Origin of the sequence: Streptomyces sp. NPDC050448, from assembly GCF_040655295.1 — a bacterium.
Classification (GTDB): Bacteria; Actinomycetota; Actinomycetes; order Streptomycetales; family Streptomycetaceae; genus Streptomyces.
In genome coordinates, this window is sequence record NZ_JBFAJR010000054.1 from 1 (window position 1) to 23,373 (window position 23,373).

A 23,373-nucleotide genomic window follows, 5' to 3' on the forward strand; every position below is an offset into this window, starting at 1 on the left:
AATGCGGTGGGGGCACCTCCCAGCGGTAGCTGGGGGATATTGGCGACCGACGACAACGCGGCAAGGCGCGGTGCCAGGCGGCCCGGGCCCGGCCATGATCCGCCGGACACCCCCTAGCCGTACGTGTCCCCCGGACCCGTACTGCCCGGCGCGCGCAACGGCCCGTACCGCTTCGGGCGTCCGCCCGGCCCCTGGACCTTGATCATCCGGACCGTGCCCTGCCCCAGGTCCGCGTTCAGCCGCGCCACCAGCTGCGGAGCCAGCAGCTTCAGCTGCGCCGCCCATGCCGAGGAGTCGCACCGCACGACCAGTTCACGGTCCTCGTACCGATCCGGTTCACAGTGCGCCGCGATCTCCGGCCCGACGATCTCCGGCCAGCGCTCCATCACGCCCGCGACCGCCATCGGCATCTCCCAGCCGCGCTCCGTGCGCAGCCGGTCCAGCGCCGCCATCAACGGCATCGGGTCGCGGCCGTCCGCGCGCGCACCCGAGCGCAGTCCCGGCTGCCGGCTCCCCTTCTTCCCGCCGGCCGCATTGCCCCGGGCCCGCGCCTGCTCCCGGGCCGCCGCCAGCGCCTGCCGCGCGAGATCCACACCCGAAGGCTCCGGGGCCTTGCGCGGTTCCTTCTTCTCCTCGCTCACAGCCGGGTCACCTCACCACCGGACACCCCGAACCGCGTCCCCGCCAGCACGCCCGGAACGTCGTCGTCCACCGCGGCCGTCACCAGCACCTGCTCGCCCGGAGCCACCAGCTCCGCCAGCCGCTCCCGGCGCCGCGCGTCCAGCTCCGCGAACACGTCGTCCAGGATCAGCACCGGCTCCGCGCCCTCCGAGCGCAGCAGCTCGTACGAGGCCAGCCGCAGCGCCAGCGCGTACGACCAGGACTCCCCGTGGCTCGCGTACCCCTTCGCCGGCAGATCGCCCAGCCGCAGCACCACGTCGTCCCGGTGCGGGCCCACCAGGGTCACGCCCCGCTCGATCTCCTGCTTGCGCACCTCGGCCAGGGCCGCCAGAAGCACCTCGTACAACGCCTCGCGCGTGCGCGCCGTACCGCTGTCCACCGCCTCGCCGGCCGAGGACTTGTACGCGAGCCCCAGCGGGCCGCCGCCGGGCGCGAGCTGTTCGTACGCCTTGTCCGCCTGCGGCAGCAGCGTCGCGATCAGGTCGAGGCGCTGCGCCAGCAGCTCCGCGCCCGCGCGCGCGAGGTGCTGGTCCCACACGTCGAGGGTGGAGAGGTCCATGGAACGGCCGCCGTGCCGGCGTGCCATCGCCGCCGACTTCAAAAGGGTGTTCCGCTGCTTGAGCACCCGCTCGTAGTCCGACCGGACTCCCGCCATCCGCGGCGAGCGGGCCGTGACGAGCTCGTCGAGGAACCGCCGGCGCTCCCCGGGATCCCCCTTGACCAGGGCCAGGTCCTCCGGCGCGAACAGCACCGTCCGTACGATCCCCAGCACGTCCCGCGGCCTGACCTGCGAGGACCGGTTGATCCGGGCGCGGTTGGCCCGCCCCGGGTTCAGCTCCAGCTCCACCAGCTGCTGCCGCTCGCCGTGGGTGACGGCCGCGCGGATGATCGCCCGGTCCGCGCCCATCCGCACCAGCGGCGCGTCCGAGGAGACGCGGTGGCTGCCCAGCGTCGCCAGATAGCCGATGGCCTCGACCAGATTCGTCTTGCCCTGGCCGTTGGGGCCCACGAAAGCCGTGACGCCCGGGTCGAGGGGAACCTCGGCCCGGGCGTACGAGCGGAAGTCGGCCAGTGAGAGATGCGAAACATGCATGCGACGCCGACCTCCCCCGGCTTCCTGCTGCTCTGCTCTGTGCTGCTGTGGTGCCCCGGTGGCTGGTGGGGCTACTTCTTCTCGACCGCGTGGCCGCCGAACTGGTTGCGGAGCGCGGCGATCATCTTCATCTGCGGCGAGTCGTCCTGGCGGGATGCGAACCGCGCGAAGAGCGAGGCGGTGATCGCGGGCAGCGGCACGGCGTTGTCGATCGCCGCCTCCACCGTCCACCGGCCCTCGCCCGAGTCCTGCGCGAAGCCGCGCAGCTGCTCCAGGTGCTCGTCCTGGTCCAGCGCGTTCACGGCGAGGTCCAGGAGCCACGAGCGGATGACCGTGCCCTCCTGCCAGGACCGGAACACCTCGCGGACGTCGGTGACCGAGTCCACCTTCTCGAGCAGCTCCCAGCCCTCGGCGTAGGCCTGCATCATGGCGTACTCGATGCCGTTGTGGACCATCTTCGCGAAGTGGCCGGCGCCCACCTTGCCGGCGTGCACGGCGCCGAACTCGCCCTCGGGCTTGAGGGCGTCGAAGACCGGCTGCACCCGTGCGACGTGGTCCTTCTCGCCGCCGTACATCAGCGCGTAGCCGTTCTCCAGGCCCCAGACGCCGCCGGAGACACCGCAGTCGACGAAGCCGATGCCCTTGGCGGCCAGCTCGGCGGCGTGCTTCTCGTCGTCGGTCCAGCGCGAGTTGCCGCCGTCGACGACGATGTCGCCGATCGAGAGCAGCTCCGCGAGCTCGTCGACGGTGGACTGGGTCGCCGCACCCGCCGGGACCATCACCCACACGACGCGGGGGGCCTGCAGGCTGTCCACAAGTTCCCGCAGGCTGTGGACATCGGCAAGGTCCGGGTTGCGGTCGTATCCGATGACGGTGTGGCCTGCGCGGCGGATGCGCTCGCGCATGTTGCCGCCCATCTTGCCGAGACCGACGAGACCAAGCTCCATCAGGTGGTTCCTTAAGCGTTGTGGCCGTCTGTGCCGGGTTCCCCGGATCCCCCGGGGGCACCCCGGCTCCGAGCCTACGCCGGGCGGTGCCCCGCGGCGCCACGGGCGCTCCAGGGGCGGCCGTACGAGAGGCCGTACGGGGCTCTGCGCGGCCTTCGCGGCCTTGCGCGGGCAGGCGGCCGGGCGAACGCCGTCGGGCCCGGCCCCGCAGCCTGCGAGACCGGGCCCGACGTACGCGTGCGTCAGCCGGACAGGCGCACCGGCATGATCAGGTACTTGTACGCCTCGTCGGCCTCGGCGTCGACGGCCGGACGGCCGCTGAGCAGCGCCGGCTTCGTCGACGTGGTGAAGCTCAGCTGCGCGGCCGGGGAGTCGATCGCGCTCAGGCCGTCCAGCAGGAAGGTCGGGTTGAAGGCGATCGAGATGTCGTCGCCCTCGAGCTTGGCGTCCACACGTTCCACAGCCTGTGCATCGTCGGAGGAGCCCGCCTCCAGGATCAGCACGCCCTGCTCGAAGCTGAGGCGGACCGGGGTGTTGCGCTCGGCGACCAGGGCCACGCGCTTGACGGCCTCGACGAACGGGGCGGTCTCGATCACGGCGATGGAGTTGAACTCCGTCGGGAACAGCGTGCGGTACTTCGGCAGGTCGCCTTCGAGGAGGCGGGTGGTGGTGCGGCGGCCGGCGCCCTCGAAGCCGATGAGGCCCTCGCCCGCGCCGGAGCCCGACAGCGCCAGGGTGACGGTGTCACCGCTGGTCAGGGACTTGGCGGTGTCCAGGAGCGTCTTGGCGGGCACCAGGGCCACGGCGGAGGCGTCCGGGTTCTCCGGCTTCCACAGGAACTCGCGGACCGCGAAGCGGTAGCGGTCGGTGGAGGCCAGGGTGACGCGGTCGCCCTCGATCTCGATGCGGACACCGGTCAGCACGGGCAGCGTGTCGTCGCGGCCGGCGGCGATGGCGACCTGGGCGGCGGCGGAGGCGAAGACCTCACCGGGCACGGTGCCGGTCGCGGTCGGCATCTGCGGCAGCGCCGGGTATTCCTCCACAGGCAGGGTGTGGAGTGTGAATCGCGAGGAGCCGCAGACCACGGTCGCCCGTACACCGTCTGTGGAAATCTCCACCGGGCGGTTGGGGAGGGCGCGGCAGATGTCGGCGAGCAGCCGGCCGGAGACGAGGACGGTGCCGTCCTCCTCGACGTCCGCCTCGACGGAGACGCGGGCCGAGACCTCGTAGTCGAAGCCGGAGAGGGACAGGGTGCCCTCCTCGGCTTTCAGCAGCAGGCCCGCGAGAACGGGCACCGGCGGCCGGGCCGGGAGGCTACGGGCAGCCCAAGCCACCGCCTCCGCGAGTACGTCGCGCTCCACCCGGATCTTCACCGGAACCGCCTCCTGCTGTTGCTCGCTCGTCTGCCGGCCTTCGTCGTCGGCTCGATGCCTCGATGCCTCGGTGGCTCGGAGCCTCGTTGCCGGGGACCAGTCTGACGTACGGCGCCGACAGTCGGTGCTGCCGGAGGTCAAGTCGGGAGCGAGGTGTCGGGGAGGCGTTCCCGCCGAGTTGTGCACAGGACCCGCTTGAAAACCGAAACCGGCCTAACTCTCTATGGGGGTAGTAGTAGGGCCTGTGGAAACGGTGGATAAGCCCGTCCTCGCAGGTCAACCCGCGTTTTTTATCCACCGACCCTGTGGGTGGCACCGGTGGAAAACACCCTGTTCCTGTGGAGAACGAAAAGTTCTGCACAGGCCGTCCCCAGGTGACCCCGACTACTCCACAGGTGTGTCCCCAGCTTTCCCCAAGTACTCCACAGCCCAAACGTCGACTTCCGTGTGACGGCTTTCACTCAGGGCGGTGAGGGGGGGTGCAATGTTGCCGAACAGTGGACAGCGGTGTGGGTAACTCGTCGGATCCTGTGCACAGGATGCGGCAACCTGTGGGTCAGCGGTGGACAGAGGAGTGGACGAGCCTGTGGATGAATCTTCTGTCCACAGCCTGTGGATGACGCTTGCGCACAATTCCACAGGTGGCTGACCTGGCCTGATGGGGACTCATCCCGCACGCCTGTGGACAGATTGTGGGTGACGGAAGCCGTCCCCAGCCTGTGGACGGAGGAAAGTCCGGGAATCTGTGGATGAGTTGCTCCACAGGGGGCGTATTCGAACAGGTCAGGGGCGCGCGGACAAAGAAGGGCGCCCCCGAAGTACCCCGGGAGCGCCCTCTGGATGCGTTTGAAGAGGCCCTGACGGCCCGCGCACAGCTCCTGTGAGAGCGTGCACGGCCCCGTGCAGGGAGAGCCGGCTCAGCCGTTCTTGATGCGGTTGGTGAGCTCCGTGACCTGGTTGTAGATGGAGCGCCGCTCCGCCATCAGGGCGCGGATCTTGCGGTCCGCGTGCATGACGGTGGTGTGGTCGCGGCCGCCGAACTGTGCCCCGATCTTGGGCAGCGACAGGTCCGTGAGCTCCCGGCACAGGTACATGGCGATCTGCCGGGCGGTGACCAGGACGCGACTGCGCGAGGAGCCGCACAGGTCGTCCACGGTGAGCCCGAAGTAGTCGGCGGTGGCCGCCATGATGTCCGAGGCGGTGATCTCGGGGGCGGAGTCCTCGCCGCCGGGGATCAGGTTCTTGAGGACGTCCTCGGCCAGGCCCAGGTCGACCGGCTGCCGGTTCAGGCTCGCGAAGGCCGTGACCCGGATCAGCGCCCCCTCCAGCTCCCGGATGTTGCGCGAGATGCGGGAGGCGATGAACTCCAGTACCTCCGGCGGGGCGTTGAGCTGCTCCTGGACCGCCTTCTTGCGCAGGATCGCGATACGGGTCTCCAGCTCGGGCGGCTGGACGTCGGTGATCAGGCCCCACTCGAAGCGGTTGCGGAGCCGGTCCTCGAGGGTGACGAGCTGCTTGGGCGGCCGGTCGGAGGACAGCACGATCTGCTTGTTGGCGTTGTGGAGCGTATTGAAGGTGTGGAAGAACTCCTCCTGCGTCGACTCCTTGCTCGCGAGGAACTGGATGTCGTCGACGAGCAGGATGTCCATCTCGCGGTAGCGCTTGCGGAACGCGTCGCCCTTGCCGTCGCGGATCGAGTTGATGAACTCGTTGGTGAACTCCTCGGAGCTCACGTACCGCACCCGGGTGCCGGGGTAGAGGCTCCGCGCGTAGTGCCCGATGGCGTGCAGCAGATGCGTTTTGCCGAGGCCCGACTCCCCGTAGATGAAGAGGGGGTTGTACGCCTTGGCGGGCGCCTCGGCGACGGCCACCGCGGCGGCGTGCGCGAAGCGGTTGGAGGCGCCGATGACGAAGGTGTCGAACAGGTACTTGGGGTTCAGCCGGGCGGTCGGCTCCAGCGGGCCCGACGTGGAGCCGCCGGACGGGGCCGGGGGCGGTGCGGGCCGGCCGGGTGCCGGGCGCGGGGCCGGCTGCTCGTACTGCTGCTGCTCGTACTGATGGGACTGCTGCGGCGGGCGGGGCTCGTACTGCTGCTGTTCATAGGCGCCCTGCTCGTAGCCGCCGGGCTCGGACTGCTGGAGGTAGCCCGGCTGCGGGGAGGCGTACGGGTCGCGCTCGGGGAAGCCGCCGAGGCGGGGCTGCTGCCAGCCGTAGTCGTCCTGCTGGCCGCCGCGGGGCCAGGAGCCGGGCTCGGGGCGCGACTGCTGGTAGTCCGGGTAGGCGGGGCGGGCGGTCGGGAGCTGGTCGTCGGAAGGGCCGCCGGGGCCGGTGTGGCCGCCGGGGCGCTGGCCGCCGTACGGCTCGTACGAATCGGGGCGCTGCTGGGTGGGCGCGGCCAGGGGCGCGGGCTCGCCGGCGGAGTCGTCCACGGTGATGGCGATGCGGATGGGGCGGCCGCACTCACGGCTGAGCGCATCGCTGATCAGCGGGGCGAGCCGGCCCTCGAGGACGCGCTTGCCGTACTCGTTGGGGACGGCGAGAAGCGCGGTGTCGGCGACGAGTGCCAGGGGCTGGCAGCGCTCGACCCACTGCTTGTCCTTGGGCTCGATCGCATGCTGTCCCTCCCCGAGGAGCTTTTCGAGCACCCTTGGCCACACTGCGGCAAGATCGGCAGGTACGTCAGCCACAGAGCACGCTCTCTCACAGGGGTCCCACGAATGTGTGGTTCTTTGGGACGGTCGGGACAAAAAATCCGGGATCAGACAACGGTAGTCAGCCCGACGGGTACGGTTCAAGTCGTTGTCCACAGCCTGTGCACAGTGTTGGGGGCACGTAGCCTCGGTTTGACCGGATGGCGTAGCCGCGCGTACCGTAACGAGGTCGAGTTGTCGATGGCTGCTGCCGCCTGCCTACCGATGGGCGTAGATCACCTTTGTGATCGATTAGCGGTGCCACTCGGGCGAACACGCGAGTTTCCTCGTGGGCGCACGGTGACAGCCAGGCGATGTCCCGCCACAACGATTTATTCTCTGGAGCCCCCGAGTGAGCAAGCGCACCTTCCAGCCGAACAACCGCCGTCGTGCCAAGACCCACGGCTTCCGCCTGCGGATGCGTACCCGTGCCGGTCGCGCGATCCTGGCGAACCGCCGCAGCAAGGGCCGCGCCGCCCTCTCCGCGTAACAACGCGCAGGTCGTGACGTCGTGCTGTCTCCCGAGAATCGGCTGAGGCGGCGCGAGGACTTCGCGAGCGCGGTACGCCGAGGCCGTCGGGCTGGTCGCCCGCTCCTCGTCGTCCACCTACGTACAAGCGGTGCAACGGACCCGCACGAGCCGGGGGAGATCGATCCCTCGACGCGTGCGGGTTTCGTCGTCAGCAAAGCCGTGGGTGGCGCCGTCGTCCGTAACCGGGTGAAGCGCCGTTTGCGCCATCTCGTCCGCGAGCGGCTGTCCCAGCTGCCCCCCGGTAGCCTGGTGGTGGTGCGGGCATTGCCCGGCGCGGGTGATGCCGGTGTCGACGAACTGGCCCGGGACCTGGATGCCGCTCTGACGCGGCTCCTGGGAGGCGTGGCTCGATGAAGTACCCGCTGCTCGCATTGATCAAGCTGTACCAGTGGACGATCAGTCCGCTGCTCGGGCCGGTGTGCCGTTATTACCCCTCGTGCTCGCACTACGGGTTCACGGCCATCGACCGGCATGGTGCGGTGAAGGGGACGGTTCTGACCGGCTGGCGGATCCTGCGGTGCAATCCGTGGTCCGCCGGTGGTGTCGACCATGTCCCACCCCGTAAACGCCCGCGTTGGCACGAGCAGCTGCGCAGTGCGTTGCGTAGATCTCGCAATGCTCAAGGAGCCTGATTAGTGGACACGATTGCCAGTCTGTTCAGCTTTATCACCACGCCTGTCTCGTGGGTCATCGTCCAGTTCCACAGCCTGTACGGCGCGATTTTCGGCCCGGACAGCGGCTGGGCCTGGGGCTTGTCCATCGTGTCCCTGGTGGTCTTGATCCGTATCTGCCTGATCCCGCTCTTCGTGAAGCAGATCAAGGCAACGCGCGGCATGCAGGCGCTCCAGCCGAAGATGAAGGCGATCCAGGAGCGCTACAAGAACGACAAGCAGCGCCAGTCCGAAGAGATGATGAAGCTGTACAAGGAGACGGGTACCAACCCGCTCTCCTCGTGCCTTCCCATCCTGGCGCAGTCCCCGTTCTTCTTCGCGCTGTACCACGTGCTCTCGGCCATCGCCAACGGCCAGACCATCGGCGTGATCAACCAGTCGCTGCTGGAGAGCGCCCGTCAGGCGCACATCTTCGGTGCGCCGCTGGCTGCGAAGTTCACGGACAGCGCCGAGAAGGCCGCCTCTCTGGGCGCCTCGATCACCGACGTCCGGATCGTGACCGCGGTCATGATCGTCATGATGTCGCTGTCGCAGTTCTACACGCAGCGCCAGCTGATGCAGAAGAACGTCGACCTTTCGGTCAAGACGCCGTTCATGCAGCAGCAGAAGATGCTGATGTACATCTTCCCGCTGATCTTCGCGGTGATGGGCATCAACTTCCCCGTGGGTGTCCTCGTCTACTGGCTGACCACGAACGTGTGGACCATGGGTCAGCAGATGTACGTGATCAACCAGAACCCGACGCCGGGCAGCAAGGCGCAGGACCAGTACCTGACCCGTCTGCTGAAGCACGTCACCACCCACGGAGACGTCAAGGGCCGGGGCAAGAAGAAGATCGTCGCGACGATCGTGGCCAAGGGCCCGGACCGCAACGACAACGAGCGCAAGTTCATCGTGGCTCTCACGAAGCAGGGTCTGGCTGCGCAGGCAGACGGGTCTGTGATCAGGAGTGCCGAGGCCACGGCCGACTCGGACGCGGCGAGCGGCGGTGCCGCCAAGCGGCAGCAGCCGAAGCGGCAGTCGAAGTCGCAGCGACAGACGCCCCCCAAGCCCTCTTCCAAGAAGTGAGAAGGAGTCCCTCCCGTGACGGAAGGCACCACCACCGCCGCCGCTGAGAGTGGCGACACCCTGACCCGCCTCGAGCAGGAGGGCGAGATCGCGGCCGACTACCTGGAGGGTCTGCTGGACATCGCCGACCTGGACGGGGACATCGACATGGACGTCGAGGCCGACCGGGCTGCGGTGTCGATCGTCAGCGACTCGGCCGGCCGCGATCTGCAGAAGCTCGTGGGCCGCGACGGTGAGGTCCTGGAGGCTCTGCAGGAGCTGACCCGTCTCGCGGTGCACCGCGAGACCGGGGACCGCAGCCGGCTGATGCTGGACATCGCCGGGTTCCGTGCGAAGAAGCGCGAGGAGCTGGCGGCGCTGGGCGCCCAGGCGGCGGCGGACGTGAAGGCGTCCGGTGAGCCGCTGAAGCTGGCGCCGATGACGCCCTTCGAGCGGAAGGTCGTCCACGACGCCGTGGCGGCTGCCGGTCTCAAGAGCGAGTCGGAGGGCGAGGAGCCGCAGCGCTTCGTCGTCGTGCTCCCGGCCTGATCGCAGCCCTGAGTGTTCGGCCCCGTCTGTGTCGCAGACGGGGCCGAAGTTTGTCAGCCTGGCAGTGCCGGTTCGGGCGGTGCCAGTTCAAGCAGTGCGTTTTCAACGATCCATGCGGTACGGAAGGACGGTCCCCGTGACGGAGGCAGCGGAGCTTCCCCCGGCGCCTGAAGAGGCGCGCGCGGTGTTCGGCGAGTTTTTCCCGGAAGCTGTGCGGTATGCGGAGCTGCTGGCGGACGCGGGGGTCAAGCGCGGCCTGATCGGCCCGCGTGAGGTGCCGCGGCTGTGGGAGCGGCACCTGCTGAACTGCGCGGTGCTGTCGGAGGTGGTGCCCGAGGGCGTCACCGTGTGCGACGTGGGCTCGGGTGCCGGCCTGCCCGGTATCCCGCTGGCTCTGGTGCGGCGGGATCTGAAGATCACGCTGCTGGAACCGCTGCTGCGACGTACGACTTTCCTTCAGGAGGTCGTGGAGCTGCTGGGCCTGGACCATGTCACGGTGGTGCGTGGCCGGGCCGAGGAGGTCCTCGGCAAGGTGCAGCCGGTGCATGTCGTGACGGCGCGCGCCGTGGCTCCGCTGGACCGGCTAGCGGGCTGGGGCGTGCCCCTGCTGCGTCCGTACGGGGAGATGCTGGCCCTGAAGGGCGACACCGCCGAGGAGGAGCTGGTGTCGGCGAAGGTCGCGCTGGCGAAGCTGGGTGTGGTGAAGACCTCGGTGCTGCACGTGGGCGAAGGTGTGGTGGATCCCATGTCGACGGTGGTCCGGGTCGAGGTCGGAGAGAGCCCCGGCGGGGTGAGGTTCGCGGCCAAGCGGGCTAAGGCCGCTCGCACCAGCCGGACGCGTCGGCGTCGCTGATTTCGGGTGTATTGAGCCCTATAGGTATGGATTTCGGAGTGTCGTAGCGGCCTGATGACTCCGTCCGGGCATCGTGTTTCACGTGAAACGTCGCTCTCTGCTGCACGGAATCATCAGCCGCGGTCGTGAGGCTGCGTCCCCCCGTCACCGCAAGGACGAAGGGGGGACGGAGTTGTCCACATCGGTGGATTCATCCACAGGAGTACGGGCCCCGCTGGTTCGCGACCCCGGTGACATGGGAGGCTCTGTTCATCGCGAGCCTGATGTCGAGGAGAGTGACACCGTGCGGTCCGACGCCAACCTCGCGGGGCCGATGGCCGATCCGGTCCCCGGTCCCCGCTCTGAATCTGCGGGTGAGGATGTTTCACGTGAAACATCCTCACCCCTTGTAGACAACGACACACCCATCGGCCGTGCCGCCCAGCTGGCGGTCGACGCGCTCGGGCGCGCCGGCGAGAGGCTGCCCCGCCCGGAGCAGACGCGGGTCATCGTGGTCGCCAACCAGAAGGGCGGCGTGGGTAAGACCACGACGACCGTGAACCTGGCGGCCTCCCTGGCCCTGCACGGTGCGCGGGTTCTGGTGGTCGACCTCGACCCCCAGGGCAACGCGTCTACGGCGCTCGGTATCGACCACCACGCGGATGTGCCCTCGATCTACGACGTGCTCGTGGACAGCCGGCCGCTGCTGGAGGTCGTCCAGCCGGTGGTGGACGTGGAGGGGCTCTTCTGTGCTCCCGCCACGATCGACCTGGCGGGTGCGGAGATCGAGCTGGTGTCGCTGGTGGCCCGGGAGAGCCGACTGCAGCGGGCCATCCAGGCGTACGAGCAGCCGCTGGACTACATCCTGATCGACTGCCCGCCCTCGCTGGGCCTGCTGACCGTGAACGCACTGGTGGCCGGTGCCGAGGTGCTGATCCCGATCCAGTGCGAGTACTACGCACTGGAGGGGTTGGGTCAGCTGCTGCGCAACGTCGACCTGGTGCGGGCCCACCTGAACCCGACGCTGCATGTCTCGACGATCCTGCTGACGATGTACGACGGCAGGACCCGGCTGGCTTCGCAGGTGGCGGAGGAGGTGCGCACCCACTTTGGCAAGGAGGTGCTGCGCACCAGCATCCCGCGGTCGGTGCGTATTTCCGAGGCGCCGAGCTACGGCCAGACGGTGCTCACCTACGATCCGGGTTCCAGCGGTTCTCTCTCCTACCTGGAAGCGGCGCGTGAGATCGCACTGCGGGGGGCCGGAATTTCGTACGACGCCCAGTACGCCCATCGGGGCGCGGGCATGAACAGCACGCAGAGTGTGGCGGAGGGGATCCAGTGAGTGAGCGACGTAGGGGTCTGGGGCGAGGGCTCGGCGCGCTGATCCCCGCAGCTCCGCAGGAGAAGACGCCGCCGGTGATCGGTGCCGGGTCGACGTCTCCGTCGGCGGTTCCGGTGATGGCTTCGGAGCGCGGGATCGCGGCAGCGAAGCTGGCTTCGCTGGCGCAGGCGGGGGCACCTCCCGCGGTGGCCGGGGACGTTTCACGTGAAACATCGGCGATTGCGGTTGCGGTTGAGCCGGAGGCGGTGGAGCCCGAGGCCAACGTGGTGGCCGGGGCGACGTTCGCCGAACTCCCGATGGACGCGATCACGCCGAACCCGCGGCAGCCGCGTGAGGTGTTCGACGAGGATGCGCTGGCGGAGCTGGTGACCTCCATCCAGGAGGTGGGTCTGCTTCAGCCGGTGGTGGTGCGGCAGTCGGCTCCGGGCCGCTACGAGCTCATCATGGGCGAGCGTCGCTGGCGGGCGTGCCGGGAAGCCGGGCTGGAGCGCATTCCGGCGATCATCCGGGCGACGGACGACGAGAAGCTGCTGCTGGATGCGCTGCTGGAGAACCTGCACCGGGCGCAGCTGAACCCGCTGGAGGAGGCGGCCGCCTACGACCAGCTGCTGAAGGACTTCAACTGCACGCACGATCAGCTGGCTGACCGCATCGGGCGTTCGCGCCCGCAGGTGTCGAACACGCTGCGCCTGCTGAAGCTGTCGCCGCCGGTGCAGCGCCGGGTGGCCGCGGGTGTGCTCTCTGCCGGGCATGCGCGGGCGCTGCTGTCGGTGGAGGAGTCCGAGGTCCAGGACCGGCTGGCGCACCGGATCGTGGCCGAGGGGCTGTCGGTGCGTGCGGTCGAGGAGATCGTGTCGCTGATGGGCTCGGAGCCCTCGGGAGCCGTGAAGCCGAAGGGTCCGAGGGCCGGCGCCCGGGTGGCTCCGGCGTTGAGCGAGCTGGCGACGCGGCTGTCGGACCGGTTCGAGACGCGCGTGAAGGTGGATCTGGGCCAGAAGAAGGGCAAGATCACCGTCGAGTTCGCGTCGATGGAGGATCTGGAGCGGATTCTGGGAACGCTGGCGCCGGGCGAGGGCCGGGTGCTGGAGCAGGGTCTGTCCGGGGAGTGAGTCCCCTGCCGCCGAGGGGCGGGTCGTGCCGGTGCGAACCGACACGGTCCGCCCCTTTGCCTTGTTGCGGTTTCGCCCGATTCGGGCTGTGGATACGATGCGCTCATGGGGCGTCGGTTGGTACCACTCACGCTGGACAACCTTCAGGACCTGCCTCGGCGTTGCCGGTCCTGTGTGTTCTGGGAGTTGGATCCGGTCAGCGGTGAGGCTGCCGTGAAGGCGGGAACTCCGGCGCTGGAGAAGGAGGCGTGGATCTCGGCCGTCCTGCTGGAGTGGGGTTCGTGCGGCCGTGTGGTCTATGTGGACGACATCCCGGTGGGATTCGTGCTGTACGCACCGCCGGCGTATGTGCCGCGGGCCACGGCCTTTCCGACGAGTCCGGTGTCCCCGGATGCGGTGCAGCTGATCACGGCGTGGATCATGCCGGGCTATCAGGGCCAGGGCCTGGGACGGGTGATGGTCCAGACGGTGGCCAAGGACCTGCTACGGCGCGGGTTCCGGGCGATCGAGGCGTTCGGGGACGCGCGGTGGGAGGGCCCGGCGTGTCTGCTGCCGGCGGACCACCTGCTGGCCGTGGGCTTCAAGACGGTGCGGCCGCATCCGGTGCATCCGCGGCTGCGGCTGGAGATGCGCTCCACGCTCTCGTGGAAGGAAGACGTGGAGCTCGCGCTGGACCGGCTGCTCGGTGCGGCGCGGAAGGAGCCCGCGCTGCGCCCGCTGTGATGTGTGCGAACGGGGCCGCCCCTGAGGGGCGGCCCCGTTTCACGTGAAACTCCCGGCTACCGCTGGGCGGAGCCCGGCCGTCAGGCGGTCTTGACCTCGATGAAGTCGTTGAGGTCGCGCAGGATGGCGGCCTTCGGCTTGGCACCGACGATGGTCTTGGCGACCTCGCCGCCCCGGTAGACGTTCAGGGTCGGGATGGACATGACGCCGTACTTGGCGGCCGTGGCCGGGTTCTCGTCGATGTTGAGCTTGACGATCTCGATCTGGTCGCCGTACTCGGCAGCGATGGCCTCGAGGGACGGCGCGATCTGGCGGCACGGTCCGCACCAGGCGGCCCAGAAGTCCACCAGTACGGGCTTGTCGCTGCCAAGGACCTCGGTGTCGAAGTCAGCGTCGGTCACGTTCTTGAGGGTGCCGGCCACAGCGGCCTCCTAATTCTTCCTGCGGGGTGTGGGGTGGGGGGTGCTTGGGGGGTCAGACCGTCGCGTGGGCCTTCTCGGCGTCCGCGAGGGCGGCGAGGAAGCGCTCGGCGTCGAGGGCCGCGGAGCAGCCGGTGCCCGCGGCGGTGATGGCCTGACGGTACGTGTGGTCGACGACGTCGCCGGCGCCGAACACACCGGTGAGGTTGGTGCGCGTCGAGGGGGCTTCGACCTTGAGGTAGCCCTCCTCGTCGAGCTCCAGCTGGTCCTTGAACAGCTCGGTGCGCGGGTCGTGGCCGACGGCGATGAAGAGGCCCGTCACGGGGAGCTCGGAGGTCTCACCGGTCTTGGTGTTGCGCAGGGTGAGGCCCGAGAGCTTCTGCTCGCCGTGGATCGCGGCGACCTCGCTGTCCCAGGCGAACTTGATCTTCGGGTCGGCGAAGGCGCGGTCCTGCATGGCCTTGGAGGCACGCAGGCTGTCGCGGCGGTGCACGATGGTGACGGACTTGGCGAACCGGGAGAGGAAGGTCGCTTCCTCGATCGCGGTGTCGCCGCCGCCGACGACGGCGATGTCCTGGTCCTTGAAGAAGAACCCGTCGCAGGTGGCGCACCAGGAGACACCGCGGCCGGAGAGGGCGTCCTCGTTGGGCAGTCCGAGCTTGCGGTGCTGGGAGCCGGTGGTGACGATCACGGCCTTGGCGCGGTGCACGGTGCCGGCGGTGTCGGTGACGGTCTTGATGTCGCCGGTGAGGTCCACGGTCACGATGTCGTCGGGCACGAGCTCGGCGCCGAAGCGCTCGGCCTGGCCGCGCATGTTGTCCATGAGGTCCGGACCCATGATGCCGTCCTGGAAGCCGGGGAAGTTCTCGACCTCGGTGGTGTTCATCAGCGCGCCACCGGCGGTGACGGCGCCTTCGAAGACCAGCGGCTTGAGCGAAGCGCGTGCGGTGTACAGGGCTGCCGTGTAACCGGCCGGCCCGGAACCGATGATGATCACGTTTCGTACGTCGCTCACGGGTTTTTTCCTCGTCTCTGTGGACTGCGCGCTGCTTGCCGGGGGGCCGGTGTGAAGTCCCACCCCACCCAACGGATCCTACGGCGCATGCATTCCCGGCCTGCCCCTGTACGGACCTCAAGGTGTCAGCTTCGGGGGTAGGTCCTGGTCAGCAGGGGTTTGCCGGACTCGGCCGAGGGAGTGTCCGCGCAGCCGGCGCTGACGAGGTAGGCATCCACACGGGCGGGGTCGCCGGGGTGCGGCAGGACGAGGAGATAGACCTCGGCGCCCCCGTAGCTTCCGCGTTCGGCGGCGAGCGGGGTGTCGGGGCGACCTGTGGCGCCCTGGACACACGACGGGACCGCGGAGGGTTCGGTGCGGTTGCCGTCGCCGGGAACCAGCCTCGGAGAGGGAGTGGTGTTCTCCAACCCGTACGTGTTGTTCTGCTGCTCCCCCTGCGGGGTGGTCTTGGCGCCCTGTCCGGGGGCCAGGATCCTGCGGACGCTGTCCTGGAGGCCCTGCGCGGTGTACGTACCGTCGGCGGGGGCCGCGGCCGCCGCGCTCGTCCCGGATTTGCGGGCGGCGGTGTCAGGGGAGCCGGTTCCGAGCAGGTTGACCGCAAGGAAGATGCCGAGGGCACAGGCGGCCGCTCCGGCCAGGCCGGCGATGACCGTGATCCGGCGGCGGGCGCGACGGCGCCCGGGGCCGGTTGCTCCGGCCGGGTGACCGGCGGGCCGCCGACTGCCCGGCCCGACGGGGGCGGCAGGCGATGTTTCACGTGAAACATCGAGGTGGGTTGCGGACCCGGAGGCCGGGGTGGCCTCGGCTCTGGGCGTGGTGGACGTGGTGGAGTCGAGGAGCGCCTCGGCGGCGAGGGCCGCGTCGATGCGCCCGGCGATGTCGGCGGGCATCCGGGGCGGCCCCGGCAGGGTGCCGAGCAGCCCACGGATCTCCTCCAGGGAGGCGTGGACATCGGCGCACAGCGGGCAGTCGCCCAGATGGCGGCGCACCTCGGCGGTCCGGACCGGGGAGAGGAGCCCTTCGGTCAGGTCGGAGATCTCCGAGACGTCAGGGTGCCGGATCGTGCCGGCTGCGGGAGTCACGTTCGTCCACCTCCGCCCTTCACCGTGTCTGCGTCTGGGGCTGGCTGACTGGGGTCTGCCGCTGGTGGGACGGGTGTCCCCGGCGTCCGGTTCCTTCCCCGCTCGGAGGCGGTGTTATCCCCGGCGTTCGAGCGCAGATGAGTGAGCATCGGGACGAGTTTCGCCCGGCCGCGCGCGCACCGGCTCTTCACGGTGCCGGTGGGGACGTCGAGGATGCGGGCGGCTTCGGCGACGGGGTATCCCTGCATGTCGACGAGGACGAGGGCGGCCCGCTGTTCGGCCGGGAGCGTGCCGAGGGCGGCCAGGAGCTGCCGGTGGAGCTCCTGGCGCTCCGCGGGGGCCTCGGCGGACTCATGGGGCTCCAGGAGGCGCTCCAGGCGGTCTGTGTCATCGAGGGTCGAGGTCCTGCGGGAGGCGGCCTTGCGGGCCCGGTCGAGGCAGGCGTTGACGGTGATGCGGTGCAGCCAGGTCGTGACGGCCGATTCCCCGCGGAAGGTGTGCGCGGCCCGGTAGGCGGAGACGAGGGCGTCCTGCACGGCGTCGGCGGCTTCCTCGCGGTCGCCGAGGGTGCGCAGGGCCACGGCCCACAGCCGATCGCGGTGGCGCCGTACGAGCTCACCGAAGGCGTCGGGATCACCGGCGGCATGCAGCGCCAGCAGCTCCTTGTCGCTGTGCCCACCGGTCGTCGCCTCGTGCATCACACCTCCCCTCCGGAAGGGAGCGTACGGGTCGGGCGGGACGAATACGAGGGCCGCTACGCAGTCGGCACAGCGGCCTCGTATCTGTCGCGGCCCAGTCCTACTCGGCTGTGCCGAGTACCTTGATCTCGTTGATGCCGCCCCGGTAACCGCCGGATCCGTCGGGGGGCAGCGAGGTGATGTGGACCACCAGGAAGCGGGTCTTCAGCGGGGTCTCCAGGGTGGTCTTCAGGTTCTTTCCCGCGGTGGTCAGCTTGACGACCTCGTGGGAGAAGTCCGAGATGGAGCGCGCCGAAGAGGCCTCCGGAGGGGCGGCCCGCACCTCGACCTTCTGCCCCGCCGCGTACAGGTCGACTTCGAGGCCGGCCACCTCTTGGACGCTGCCGAGGTCGACGATGATGCCGCTGCCGTCGGCGTAGCTGTCCAGGTTGCCGAAGTTGGGGAAGCCGTAGAACACCTTGGTGATCCAGGCGGTGTCGGCGTTGCTGTCGACGGCCTTGCCCGCGTCCTCCGCCTTGATCGGGTCCTTGCCGAAGACCGTGGAGTTGCCGATGTGCAGCGCCTTGCCCGGACTGCTCGGCTTGACCTCCTTGGAGGTGTCGTCGGCCTTGGGCTGCTGGTTGGAACCGTTGCTGCCGGTGTCGCCCTTGGTGCGGTCGAGGAGCGTGTCGGCGAGCTGCCAGCTGCCCAGGCCGAGCGCGGCGATGAGCAGGGCGGCGACGCCCCATTTCAGGACGCGACCGGTACGGCTCTGCAGCGGGGGCGGCGGAGGGACGGGCATGGCGTGGGTGACCGGCGCGCCGGGGCGCGCCGGCGGACGGCCGTAGCTGCCCTGCTGGTAGGTGGTGTGCTGGTACTCGGGAGGCGCGGTGAAAGCGGGCTCCGGCGGCCGGATGCGGGGCATCGCGGCGACGGCCTTGGCCAGTTCCTCCGGGGTGGTGCAGGGGGGCTCCTGACGGGAGGCGGTGGCCCCGTCGTTGGCGAGCGCGCGCATGGCGAGCTCCCCCAGCCCCCGGTGCACCCCGGCGCGGACCTGGTCGGGGGCGATCAGGCCGACGCCCTTGGGCAGGCCGGTGAGGCCGTACGCGTCGACCTCGTACGGCCAGCGCTGGGTCAGGGCGGCGTACAGGAGTGCACCGATGGCCTCGGTGTCCGCGCGCTGCGGGGTGTCGCTGGTGATGCCGCGCAGGGCGGCGTTCACCGCGAGCCCGCGGATGCGGTACTGGCCCGTGGAGGTGCGCAGTATGGCGCTGGGCGTCAGACGCAGGTGGGCCAGGCCTTCGCGGTGCGCGGCGGCCATGGCCTGGGAGACCTGGCTGACGAGCTGGTAGGCCTCGTGGGGCTCCAGGGGAGCCGCGGTGAGGAGCGCGGTCAGCTCGGTGGCATCGGGCAGCCACTCGTGGACGACGTAGACGAGGTCGTTCTCCTCCACGGCGTCGAGGACGTGGACGAACCGGGGGTCGCCGAGCAGCGCGGAGGAGCGGGCGGCGGCCAGGACGGCGCGGGCCCGCGGGTGGTCGGCAGGCAGCAGATGGACGCCCACGGCCCGGCGCAGCTTCTCGTCCATCGCGCGCCAGCTGCTGAATCCGTCCAGACGGGTGACGCACTCTTCGAGGCGGTAGCGCCTGGCGAGCTTGTGGCCGCTGTGAAGTTCGGGGGCGGCAGCAGGTGCCGCTTTTCTGCGTTCGCCGTCCTTTTCGGGCATGGGTCCGTCCGCGGCTCGTCCGTTCTGGGTGTCCACCCCGTCGGCCGTGGCCTTCGCCGCATCTGCGGCCGGCGGCTCGTTGCCGCCGTTGTCGGCCACGTCGACGGCAGCCGTGCTACGTTCCGCCACCGTCGTTCCTGCCTCCCCATCCGTTACGCGCTGTCGGCCAGTCTGCGAAGCCATGCCAATTGTGCCCACAGTCTGGCCCTATGCACGACACGCGAAGGGGTCCGACGGTTGTGCGCATCAGCGCCCCATGCGTCCGCGAACCATTCCGACCATGGCGTTGAGCTCTTCGATGCGCATCCTCTTGGCTGCCACGAGGAATACGGCAGCCAGCGCGACACCGCCGGCGGCCAACGCGGCGAGGGAGCCGGTGACTCCGCCGCCGAGCCACTGGGTGACCGCGTAGGCGGCTGCGCCGCCCACGGCGGCCGCGGGGACGCAGGCGCCGGTGAGACGGGCGTAGGTGCGCATCACGTGGGCGCCGTCCAGGTCGCCGCCCAGCCGGTTGCGCAGGCGCCGCCAGGCGACACCGACGCCGACGGTGTAGCCGAGGCCGTAGGCGGCCGCCATGCCGACGACAGCCCAGCGTGCGGGGAGCACGAAGAACGCGGCGGTGGAGACCGCCGCGTTGACGGCGGCGACGATGACGGTGTTGTAGAAGGGCGTCCGGGTGTCCTCGTAGGCGTAGAACCCGCGCAGGACGACGTACTGGACGGAGTACGGGATGAGCCCGAGGCCGAAGGCCATCAGGACGTAGCCGATGTTCTGGGCGCCGGAACCGGAACCGGCGTACAGCAGCGTGGCCATGGGGACGCCGAGGGCGAGGAACGCGAAGGCGCACGGCACGATCGCGACGGCCGAGGTACGCAGCCCGTACGAGATGTCGTCGCGGACGGCGGCGGCGTCCCCGTCGTGGGCGGAGCGGGAAATACGGGGCAGGACGGCCGTCATGACGGAGACGGTGATGATGGCCTGCGGCATCTGCCACAGCAGCAGCGCGTAGTTGTAGGCGGTGATGCCGGTACCGGGGTGGCCCTGCTTCTCGGCCACGGATCCGGCCCAGGTCGCGAGCTGGGTCACCACGACGAGGCCGATCTGGTTGGCCAGGACGAAGAAGAACGTCCACTTGGCCAGGCGGGCGGCCTTGCCGAGGCCGTGGCCCCTCCAGTCGAAGCGCAGGCGCGGCCTGAAGCCGGCGTCGCGCAGGTAGGGCAGCATCGCGAGAGCCTGGACGGTGAGGCCCAGAAGGGTGCCGAGGCCGAGCAGGCGGACGCCGTCGGCGGTGACGGTGGTGGCGCTGACGCCAGAGGTGGTGAAACCGCCGAAGGCCCAGATGAAGGCGCCGAAGGTGGCGATGACGACGATGTTGTTGAGGACGGGGGTCCACATCATCGCGCCGAACCGGCCGCGTGCGTTGAGGATCTGACCGAGGACCACGTGGACGCCCATGAAGAACATGGTCGGCAGGCAGTAGCGGGCGAAGGCGACCGCGACGTCCATCTGCTGGGGGTCGGAGGCGAGCTTCGGCGACATCATCGTGATGAACACGGGTGCGCCAAGGACGCAGATGGTGGTGATGGCGGCCAGCAGGACCACGACGAGGGTCAGGAGGCGGTTGGCGTAGGCCTCGCCTCCGTCGTCGTCCTGCTTCATGGCCCGCACCAGCTGCGGGATGAAGACGGCGTTGAGCGCGCCGCCGCCGACCAGCACGTAGATCATCGTCGGCAGGGTGTTGGCGATCTGGTACGTGTCGTTGAAGGTGCCGACGCCGATGGCACCGGCGATGACGAGGGTCCGCAGGAAGCCGGTGATGCGGGAGACGATCGTGCCGGCGGCCATGAGCGCGCTGGACTTGAGCAGGCTGGAGGCGCGGCCGGCGGGCTTGCTCGGTGCCGGCACGGCGACGGGGGCGTCCTCCGCCGGAGTGCCGGGAGTCCCCTGCTGGTCCCGGTAGAGGTGCGCGAAGGCGTCGGGCTCGGGCTGCTCGTCCGCCGCCTTGGTGACCAGGGAGTCCACTCCGACGAACTGGGTGGTCGTCGCGTGGTCGCCGTAGGGCAGGTGCCTGGAGGGTCCGCCCGGCTCGGGCGGCGGGGTCTGGGCCCAGACGTGCGGGTCGGGGGCGTGCGCAGGGGCCTGCGGCGCCGCGTAGAGCGGGCCGGGCTCCTGGTAGGTGCCGGGCGGCGGCGGAGGGTGCGAGGCGCGGTCGTACAGCACCTCGGCGACGGGATCCTGGGCCGACAGGTCCTGCGACCGGTAGGGGTCGTGGTCGTAGGCGTCCTGGACATACGGGTCGCGGTCCGGAGCGGGCGCAGGCACGGGAACCTGCCCGGGCACCGGGGTGCCCGGGGCAGTGCCCTGGGAGGGCGCGGGCCCACCAGTGCCCTGCGCGCGGTCACCGTCGTACGGCGCGTTCATCGAAACCCCACCTCATCGTCCCCAGGCCGACCGGCCATGGCATCGCTCAACGGTCCACTGTCTCACCCGTGCCGGACGGCCCGGTGCTTTGCGGTCCGGTGTCCGGGGTCTCGTCACTCGGCTGCGTGCTCTCCCCGGCGGCCGCGCGGGCCGCGACGCGCTTGCGGCTGGCGTACATCTTGATGCCCGCCAGGACGAGGAGGAGGACGCCGCCGGCGATGACGAGCATGACGGTGGGCGTGATCTCGGTGGCCTCGACGGTGAACTTGCGTTCCTTGCCGTAGGGCACGCCGTCCGTGGTGAAGAGCTGCGCGGTGACCTCGACGGGGCCGCTCGCGGTGGCGTTCGCGGTGAACTTGACCGTCTGGCTGTGTCCGCCCGGGACGGTCACTTCCTGCTCGGCCTGGCCGCTGTCGCCGAACATCAGGCGGGTCGGGTTGGCGGACTTCACCCGCAGGACCAGGTTGTGGACGTCCTGGACGAGGCTGTTCTGGACGCTGACCGGGATCGTCGCGCTGTGTCCGGACAGGGTGGCGTCGGACTTGGGGACGACCTTGACCTTCTCGGTGAGGCCGATCAGGTACTCCTGCGCCTGGTCCCGGTAGAGCCGGGCCTCCTCGGGGCGGCCCCGCCAGGAGGTGGACATCTCGCGGTTGGTGGTGTTGCCGAAGGGGATCTCCACGCGGTCGGGCGCGGTGAGGATCACCTTGAAGTGGTCGAGGGTGTTCTGGGTCGTGCGGATCTTCTCGAAGGCGGAGACCGGGAGCTCCGTCTTGCGCAGCGCATCGGGGTACTGGCCGGCGCCCGGGACCTGGGTGTTGACGCCCGTGTCGGGCTTGGCGGCGGCTGCGGCGTCGAGGTCGGCCGGCTGGGTCCAGCGGCCCGCCTGCAGACCCCGTAGGGCGGCGGCCATCGTCTGCACCTGGCTGGAGGACGGCATCCGCTGCGGGGTCACGACGAAGCTGCGCTGGTTGTCGGTCTTCTGCAGGTTCAGGGCGAGGCTCTGGGCGAGGAAACGCTGTACGGCCAGGGTGGAGTTCCCGGCGCTCAGCATGTCGCCCTCGAAGGCCGTGGAGAGATCGGCGTCGGCGACGACGGCGGTGGTGCCCGCGCCGATGGGGCGGGCGGCCGAGGGGGTGTAGCCGAGGGCGCCGGTCTCCTGGAGGCTGTCGCTGCGTGTGAGGACGTTGTGGGCGCCCGCCGAGGTGGCCACGTTGACGATCGACGGGTCGATGGCGCCGTCCACAGGCCAGGAGAAGTCGGTGGACGGGGTGACGTGCAGCACCGTCTCCACGGCCTGCTTCGCCTTGTCGGTGGCCGGCCGCAGCTGGCCGAGGGTGCCCGAGACGTCTTTGCCCTGGTGGGCGAGGGAGGCGATGTCCGGGTCCGCGAACGGCAGCGCCACGATCTTCTTGCCCTGGACCGCGGCTTCCAGGGAGCTCAGCCACTGCTCGGCGACGGCCTTGTTCTTGCCCTGGACGATCCGGCCGTCCGGCGTGCGGAACCGGTAGCCCTTGGTCATGGCGTCGACCGTGTAGAGCAGGTCGGGGTCGATGACCCAGGTGACGGGCAGGTCCTTGCCGAGGGCGACCATCTGCTGGAGGCGCCCGCCGGACTTGAGCTCCCCGGCGAGGGAGTCGTCGAGGAAGACGGGGGTCTGCACCTCGTCCGAGCCGGTCTCCGCGGTCAGGCGCGTGGTGGAGATCAGCGGCCACAGGTAGGTGAGCTGGGAGCGCTTGGCGGCGGCCTCGGGCTGCCAGGGCAGGAAGGTCCGCTTGATGCCGAGGACCTGCTCGTACGAGCGGCTCTCGGTCTCCCCGGACAGCGAGACGCCGAGTGGGTAGACGCCGTCCTTGTCCAGCTCCAGCTTGTTCACCGGGACCGTGAGGGTGAAGTCCTGCCTGCCCTTCGACGGCAGCGAGGCGATCTTCACGGCGTAGGCCTGGTCGATCTCACCGGGATCAGTGCCGGCCCGGAAACCGGCGCGTTCCGCCGCCTCGTCGATGGAGGCCCGGTCGCCCAGCGCGGGCCCGACCCGCAGGCCCACGTGTGCGCCGGTGATCGTCTCGCGGCCGTTGTTGACCACGCTGCCTTGGATGGTGAGGGTGTCGCCCTTGACCGGGGCCGCGGGAGCCATCTCGGTCAGCTGCACGTCGACGGCACCCGCCTCGGCGGCCTGGGCGGCGGGGGCGGGCGAGTAGACCAGGGCGGCCAGCACGGGGGTCCCGGCCAGCAGAACGACTGCGCGCCGCAGCCAGCGGCGCCGGGCAGGTGCGGGGGGTCCCCCCTGGATGTCTGCCGCCTCGGCCACGCGCTGCCCGTCCCTCGAAGTGTCAGTGGTCGTCGTCTGTGCGTCCACGCATGGTAACGAGACCCGCTGTGCGCGAGTGCCGCGCCTTGCTCCACATGATCGTGGCCACCCGGGGGGCGCCGCAGTCCGGGGT

General features: G+C 70.0%; 20 protein-coding genes and 1 pseudogene. 9 read left to right on the forward strand and 12 right to left on the reverse strand.

What is annotated here, in order from left to right:
* Window positions 1-113 precede the first annotated feature (113 nt).
* From AB0I68_RS36175 to dnaA, 5 genes are all read right to left on the reverse strand, one after another.
* Window positions 114-641 (reverse strand): DUF721 domain-containing protein, encoded by a 528-nt coding sequence (locus tag AB0I68_RS36175; RefSeq protein WP_363181649.1) that lies wholly within the window; start codon window positions 639-641, stop codon window positions 114-116.
* Window positions 638-1,774, reverse strand: coding sequence for a DNA replication/repair protein RecF (recF, locus tag AB0I68_RS36180; RefSeq protein WP_363181650.1), 1,137 nt, complete (start codon window positions 1,772-1,774; stop codon window positions 638-640). The genes AB0I68_RS36175 and recF overlap by 4 nt, the downstream gene beginning before the upstream one ends.
* Before the next feature lie 71 nt (window positions 1,775-1,845).
* Window positions 1,846-2,721 (reverse strand): phosphogluconate dehydrogenase (NAD(+)-dependent, decarboxylating), encoded by an 876-nt coding sequence (gene gnd, locus AB0I68_RS36185; RefSeq protein ID WP_363181651.1) that lies wholly within the window; start codon window positions 2,719-2,721, stop codon window positions 1,846-1,848.
* 242 nt (window positions 2,722-2,963) lie between these two features.
* Complete coding sequence (gene dnaN, locus AB0I68_RS36190; RefSeq protein ID WP_030153167.1) at window positions 2,964-4,094, reverse strand: DNA polymerase III subunit beta; 1,131 nt, start codon at window positions 4,092-4,094, stop codon at window positions 2,964-2,966.
* Window positions 4,095-5,011: 917 nt separating this feature from the next.
* The gene (gene dnaA, locus AB0I68_RS36195; RefSeq protein WP_363181652.1) at window positions 5,012-6,781 is read right to left on the reverse strand and encodes a chromosomal replication initiator protein DnaA; all 1,770 of its coding nucleotides are present in this window, start codon (window positions 6,779-6,781) and stop codon (window positions 5,012-5,014) included.
* A 355-nt stretch (window positions 6,782-7,136) separates the two neighbouring features.
* On the opposite strand from dnaA, the gene rpmH reads away from it, so the two are divergent.
* The 9 genes and pseudogenes from rpmH (at window position 7,137) to AB0I68_RS36240 (ending at window position 13,589) form a co-directional block, all read left to right on the forward strand.
* Window positions 7,137-7,274, forward strand: a complete 138-nt coding sequence (gene rpmH, locus AB0I68_RS36200) for a 50S ribosomal protein L34 (RefSeq protein ID WP_018547628.1) — start codon at window positions 7,137-7,139, stop codon at window positions 7,272-7,274.
* A 21-nt stretch (window positions 7,275-7,295) separates the two neighbouring features.
* Window positions 7,296-7,670 (forward strand): ribonuclease P protein component, encoded by a 375-nt coding sequence (rnpA, locus tag AB0I68_RS36205; RefSeq protein WP_363181653.1) that lies wholly within the window; start codon window positions 7,296-7,298, stop codon window positions 7,668-7,670.
* Window positions 7,667-7,921 (forward strand): annotated as a pseudogene (gene yidD, locus AB0I68_RS36210) (membrane protein insertion efficiency factor YidD); the annotation flags it as partial. The gene rnpA and the pseudogene yidD, both read left to right, overlap by 4 nt.
* A 30-nt stretch (window positions 7,922-7,951) precedes the next feature.
* On the forward strand, window positions 7,952-9,055 hold the full coding sequence (yidC, locus tag AB0I68_RS36215; protein ID WP_363181654.1) for a membrane protein insertase YidC: 1,104 nt from the start codon (window positions 7,952-7,954) through the stop codon (window positions 9,053-9,055).
* 15 nt (window positions 9,056-9,070) lie between these two features.
* On the forward strand, window positions 9,071-9,583 hold the full coding sequence (locus AB0I68_RS36220) for a R3H domain-containing nucleic acid-binding protein (protein ID WP_266786761.1): 513 nt from the start codon (window positions 9,071-9,073) through the stop codon (window positions 9,581-9,583).
* Between the two features lie 136 nt (window positions 9,584-9,719).
* Window positions 9,720-10,436 carry a 16S rRNA (guanine(527)-N(7))-methyltransferase RsmG gene (gene rsmG, locus AB0I68_RS36225; RefSeq protein ID WP_363181655.1) on the forward strand — a complete coding sequence of 239 codons (717 nt, stop codon included), beginning with the start codon at window positions 9,720-9,722 and terminating at the stop codon, window positions 10,434-10,436.
* 235 nt (window positions 10,437-10,671) lie between these two features.
* On the forward strand, window positions 10,672-11,757 hold the full coding sequence (locus tag AB0I68_RS36230) for a ParA family protein (protein ID WP_363181656.1): 1,086 nt from the start codon (window positions 10,672-10,674) through the stop codon (window positions 11,755-11,757).
* Window positions 11,754-12,866, forward strand: coding sequence for a ParB/RepB/Spo0J family partition protein (locus tag AB0I68_RS36235; protein ID WP_363181657.1), 1,113 nt, complete (start codon window positions 11,754-11,756; stop codon window positions 12,864-12,866). The genes AB0I68_RS36230 and AB0I68_RS36235 overlap by 4 nt, the downstream gene beginning before the upstream one ends.
* A 105-nt stretch (window positions 12,867-12,971) precedes the next feature.
* Window positions 12,972-13,589, forward strand: coding sequence for a GNAT family N-acetyltransferase (locus tag AB0I68_RS36240; RefSeq protein ID WP_363181658.1), 618 nt, complete (start codon window positions 12,972-12,974; stop codon window positions 13,587-13,589).
* An 80-nt stretch (window positions 13,590-13,669) separates the two neighbouring features.
* Here the strand turns inward: AB0I68_RS36240 and trxA are convergent, their stop codons facing one another.
* The 7 genes from trxA to AB0I68_RS36275 form a co-directional block, all read right to left on the reverse strand.
* Window positions 13,670-14,011, reverse strand: coding sequence for a thioredoxin (trxA, locus tag AB0I68_RS36245; protein ID WP_363181659.1), 342 nt, complete (start codon window positions 14,009-14,011; stop codon window positions 13,670-13,672).
* A gap of 52 nt (window positions 14,012-14,063) precedes the next feature.
* Window positions 14,064-15,023: a thioredoxin-disulfide reductase gene (gene trxB, locus AB0I68_RS36250; RefSeq protein ID WP_363181660.1), complete on the reverse strand. Its 960-nt coding sequence runs from the start codon at window positions 15,021-15,023 to the stop codon at window positions 14,064-14,066.
* A gap of 125 nt (window positions 15,024-15,148) precedes the next feature.
* Window positions 15,149-16,105, reverse strand: coding sequence for a hypothetical protein (locus tag AB0I68_RS36255; protein ID WP_363181661.1), 957 nt, complete (start codon window positions 16,103-16,105; stop codon window positions 15,149-15,151).
* Window positions 16,102-16,803 carry an RNA polymerase sigma factor SigM gene (gene sigM / locus AB0I68_RS36260; RefSeq protein ID WP_363181662.1) on the reverse strand — a complete coding sequence of 234 codons (702 nt, stop codon included), beginning with the start codon at window positions 16,801-16,803 and terminating at the stop codon, window positions 16,102-16,104. The genes AB0I68_RS36255 and sigM overlap by 4 nt, the downstream gene beginning before the upstream one ends.
* A gap of 100 nt (window positions 16,804-16,903) precedes the next feature.
* A complete protein-coding gene (locus AB0I68_RS36265) occupies window positions 16,904-18,637 on the reverse strand; it encodes a protein kinase family protein (protein ID WP_363181664.1) in 1,734 nt (577 codons plus the stop codon).
* Window positions 18,638-18,754: 117 nt separating this feature from the next.
* Complete coding sequence (gene murJ, locus AB0I68_RS36270) at window positions 18,755-20,929, reverse strand: murein biosynthesis integral membrane protein MurJ (RefSeq protein WP_363181665.1); 2,175 nt, start codon at window positions 20,927-20,929, stop codon at window positions 18,755-18,757.
* A 46-nt stretch (window positions 20,930-20,975) separates the two neighbouring features.
* A complete protein-coding gene (locus AB0I68_RS36275; protein WP_363181666.1) occupies window positions 20,976-23,240 on the reverse strand; it encodes a DUF6049 family protein in 2,265 nt (754 codons plus the stop codon).
* Window positions 23,241-23,373 lie beyond the last annotated feature (133 nt).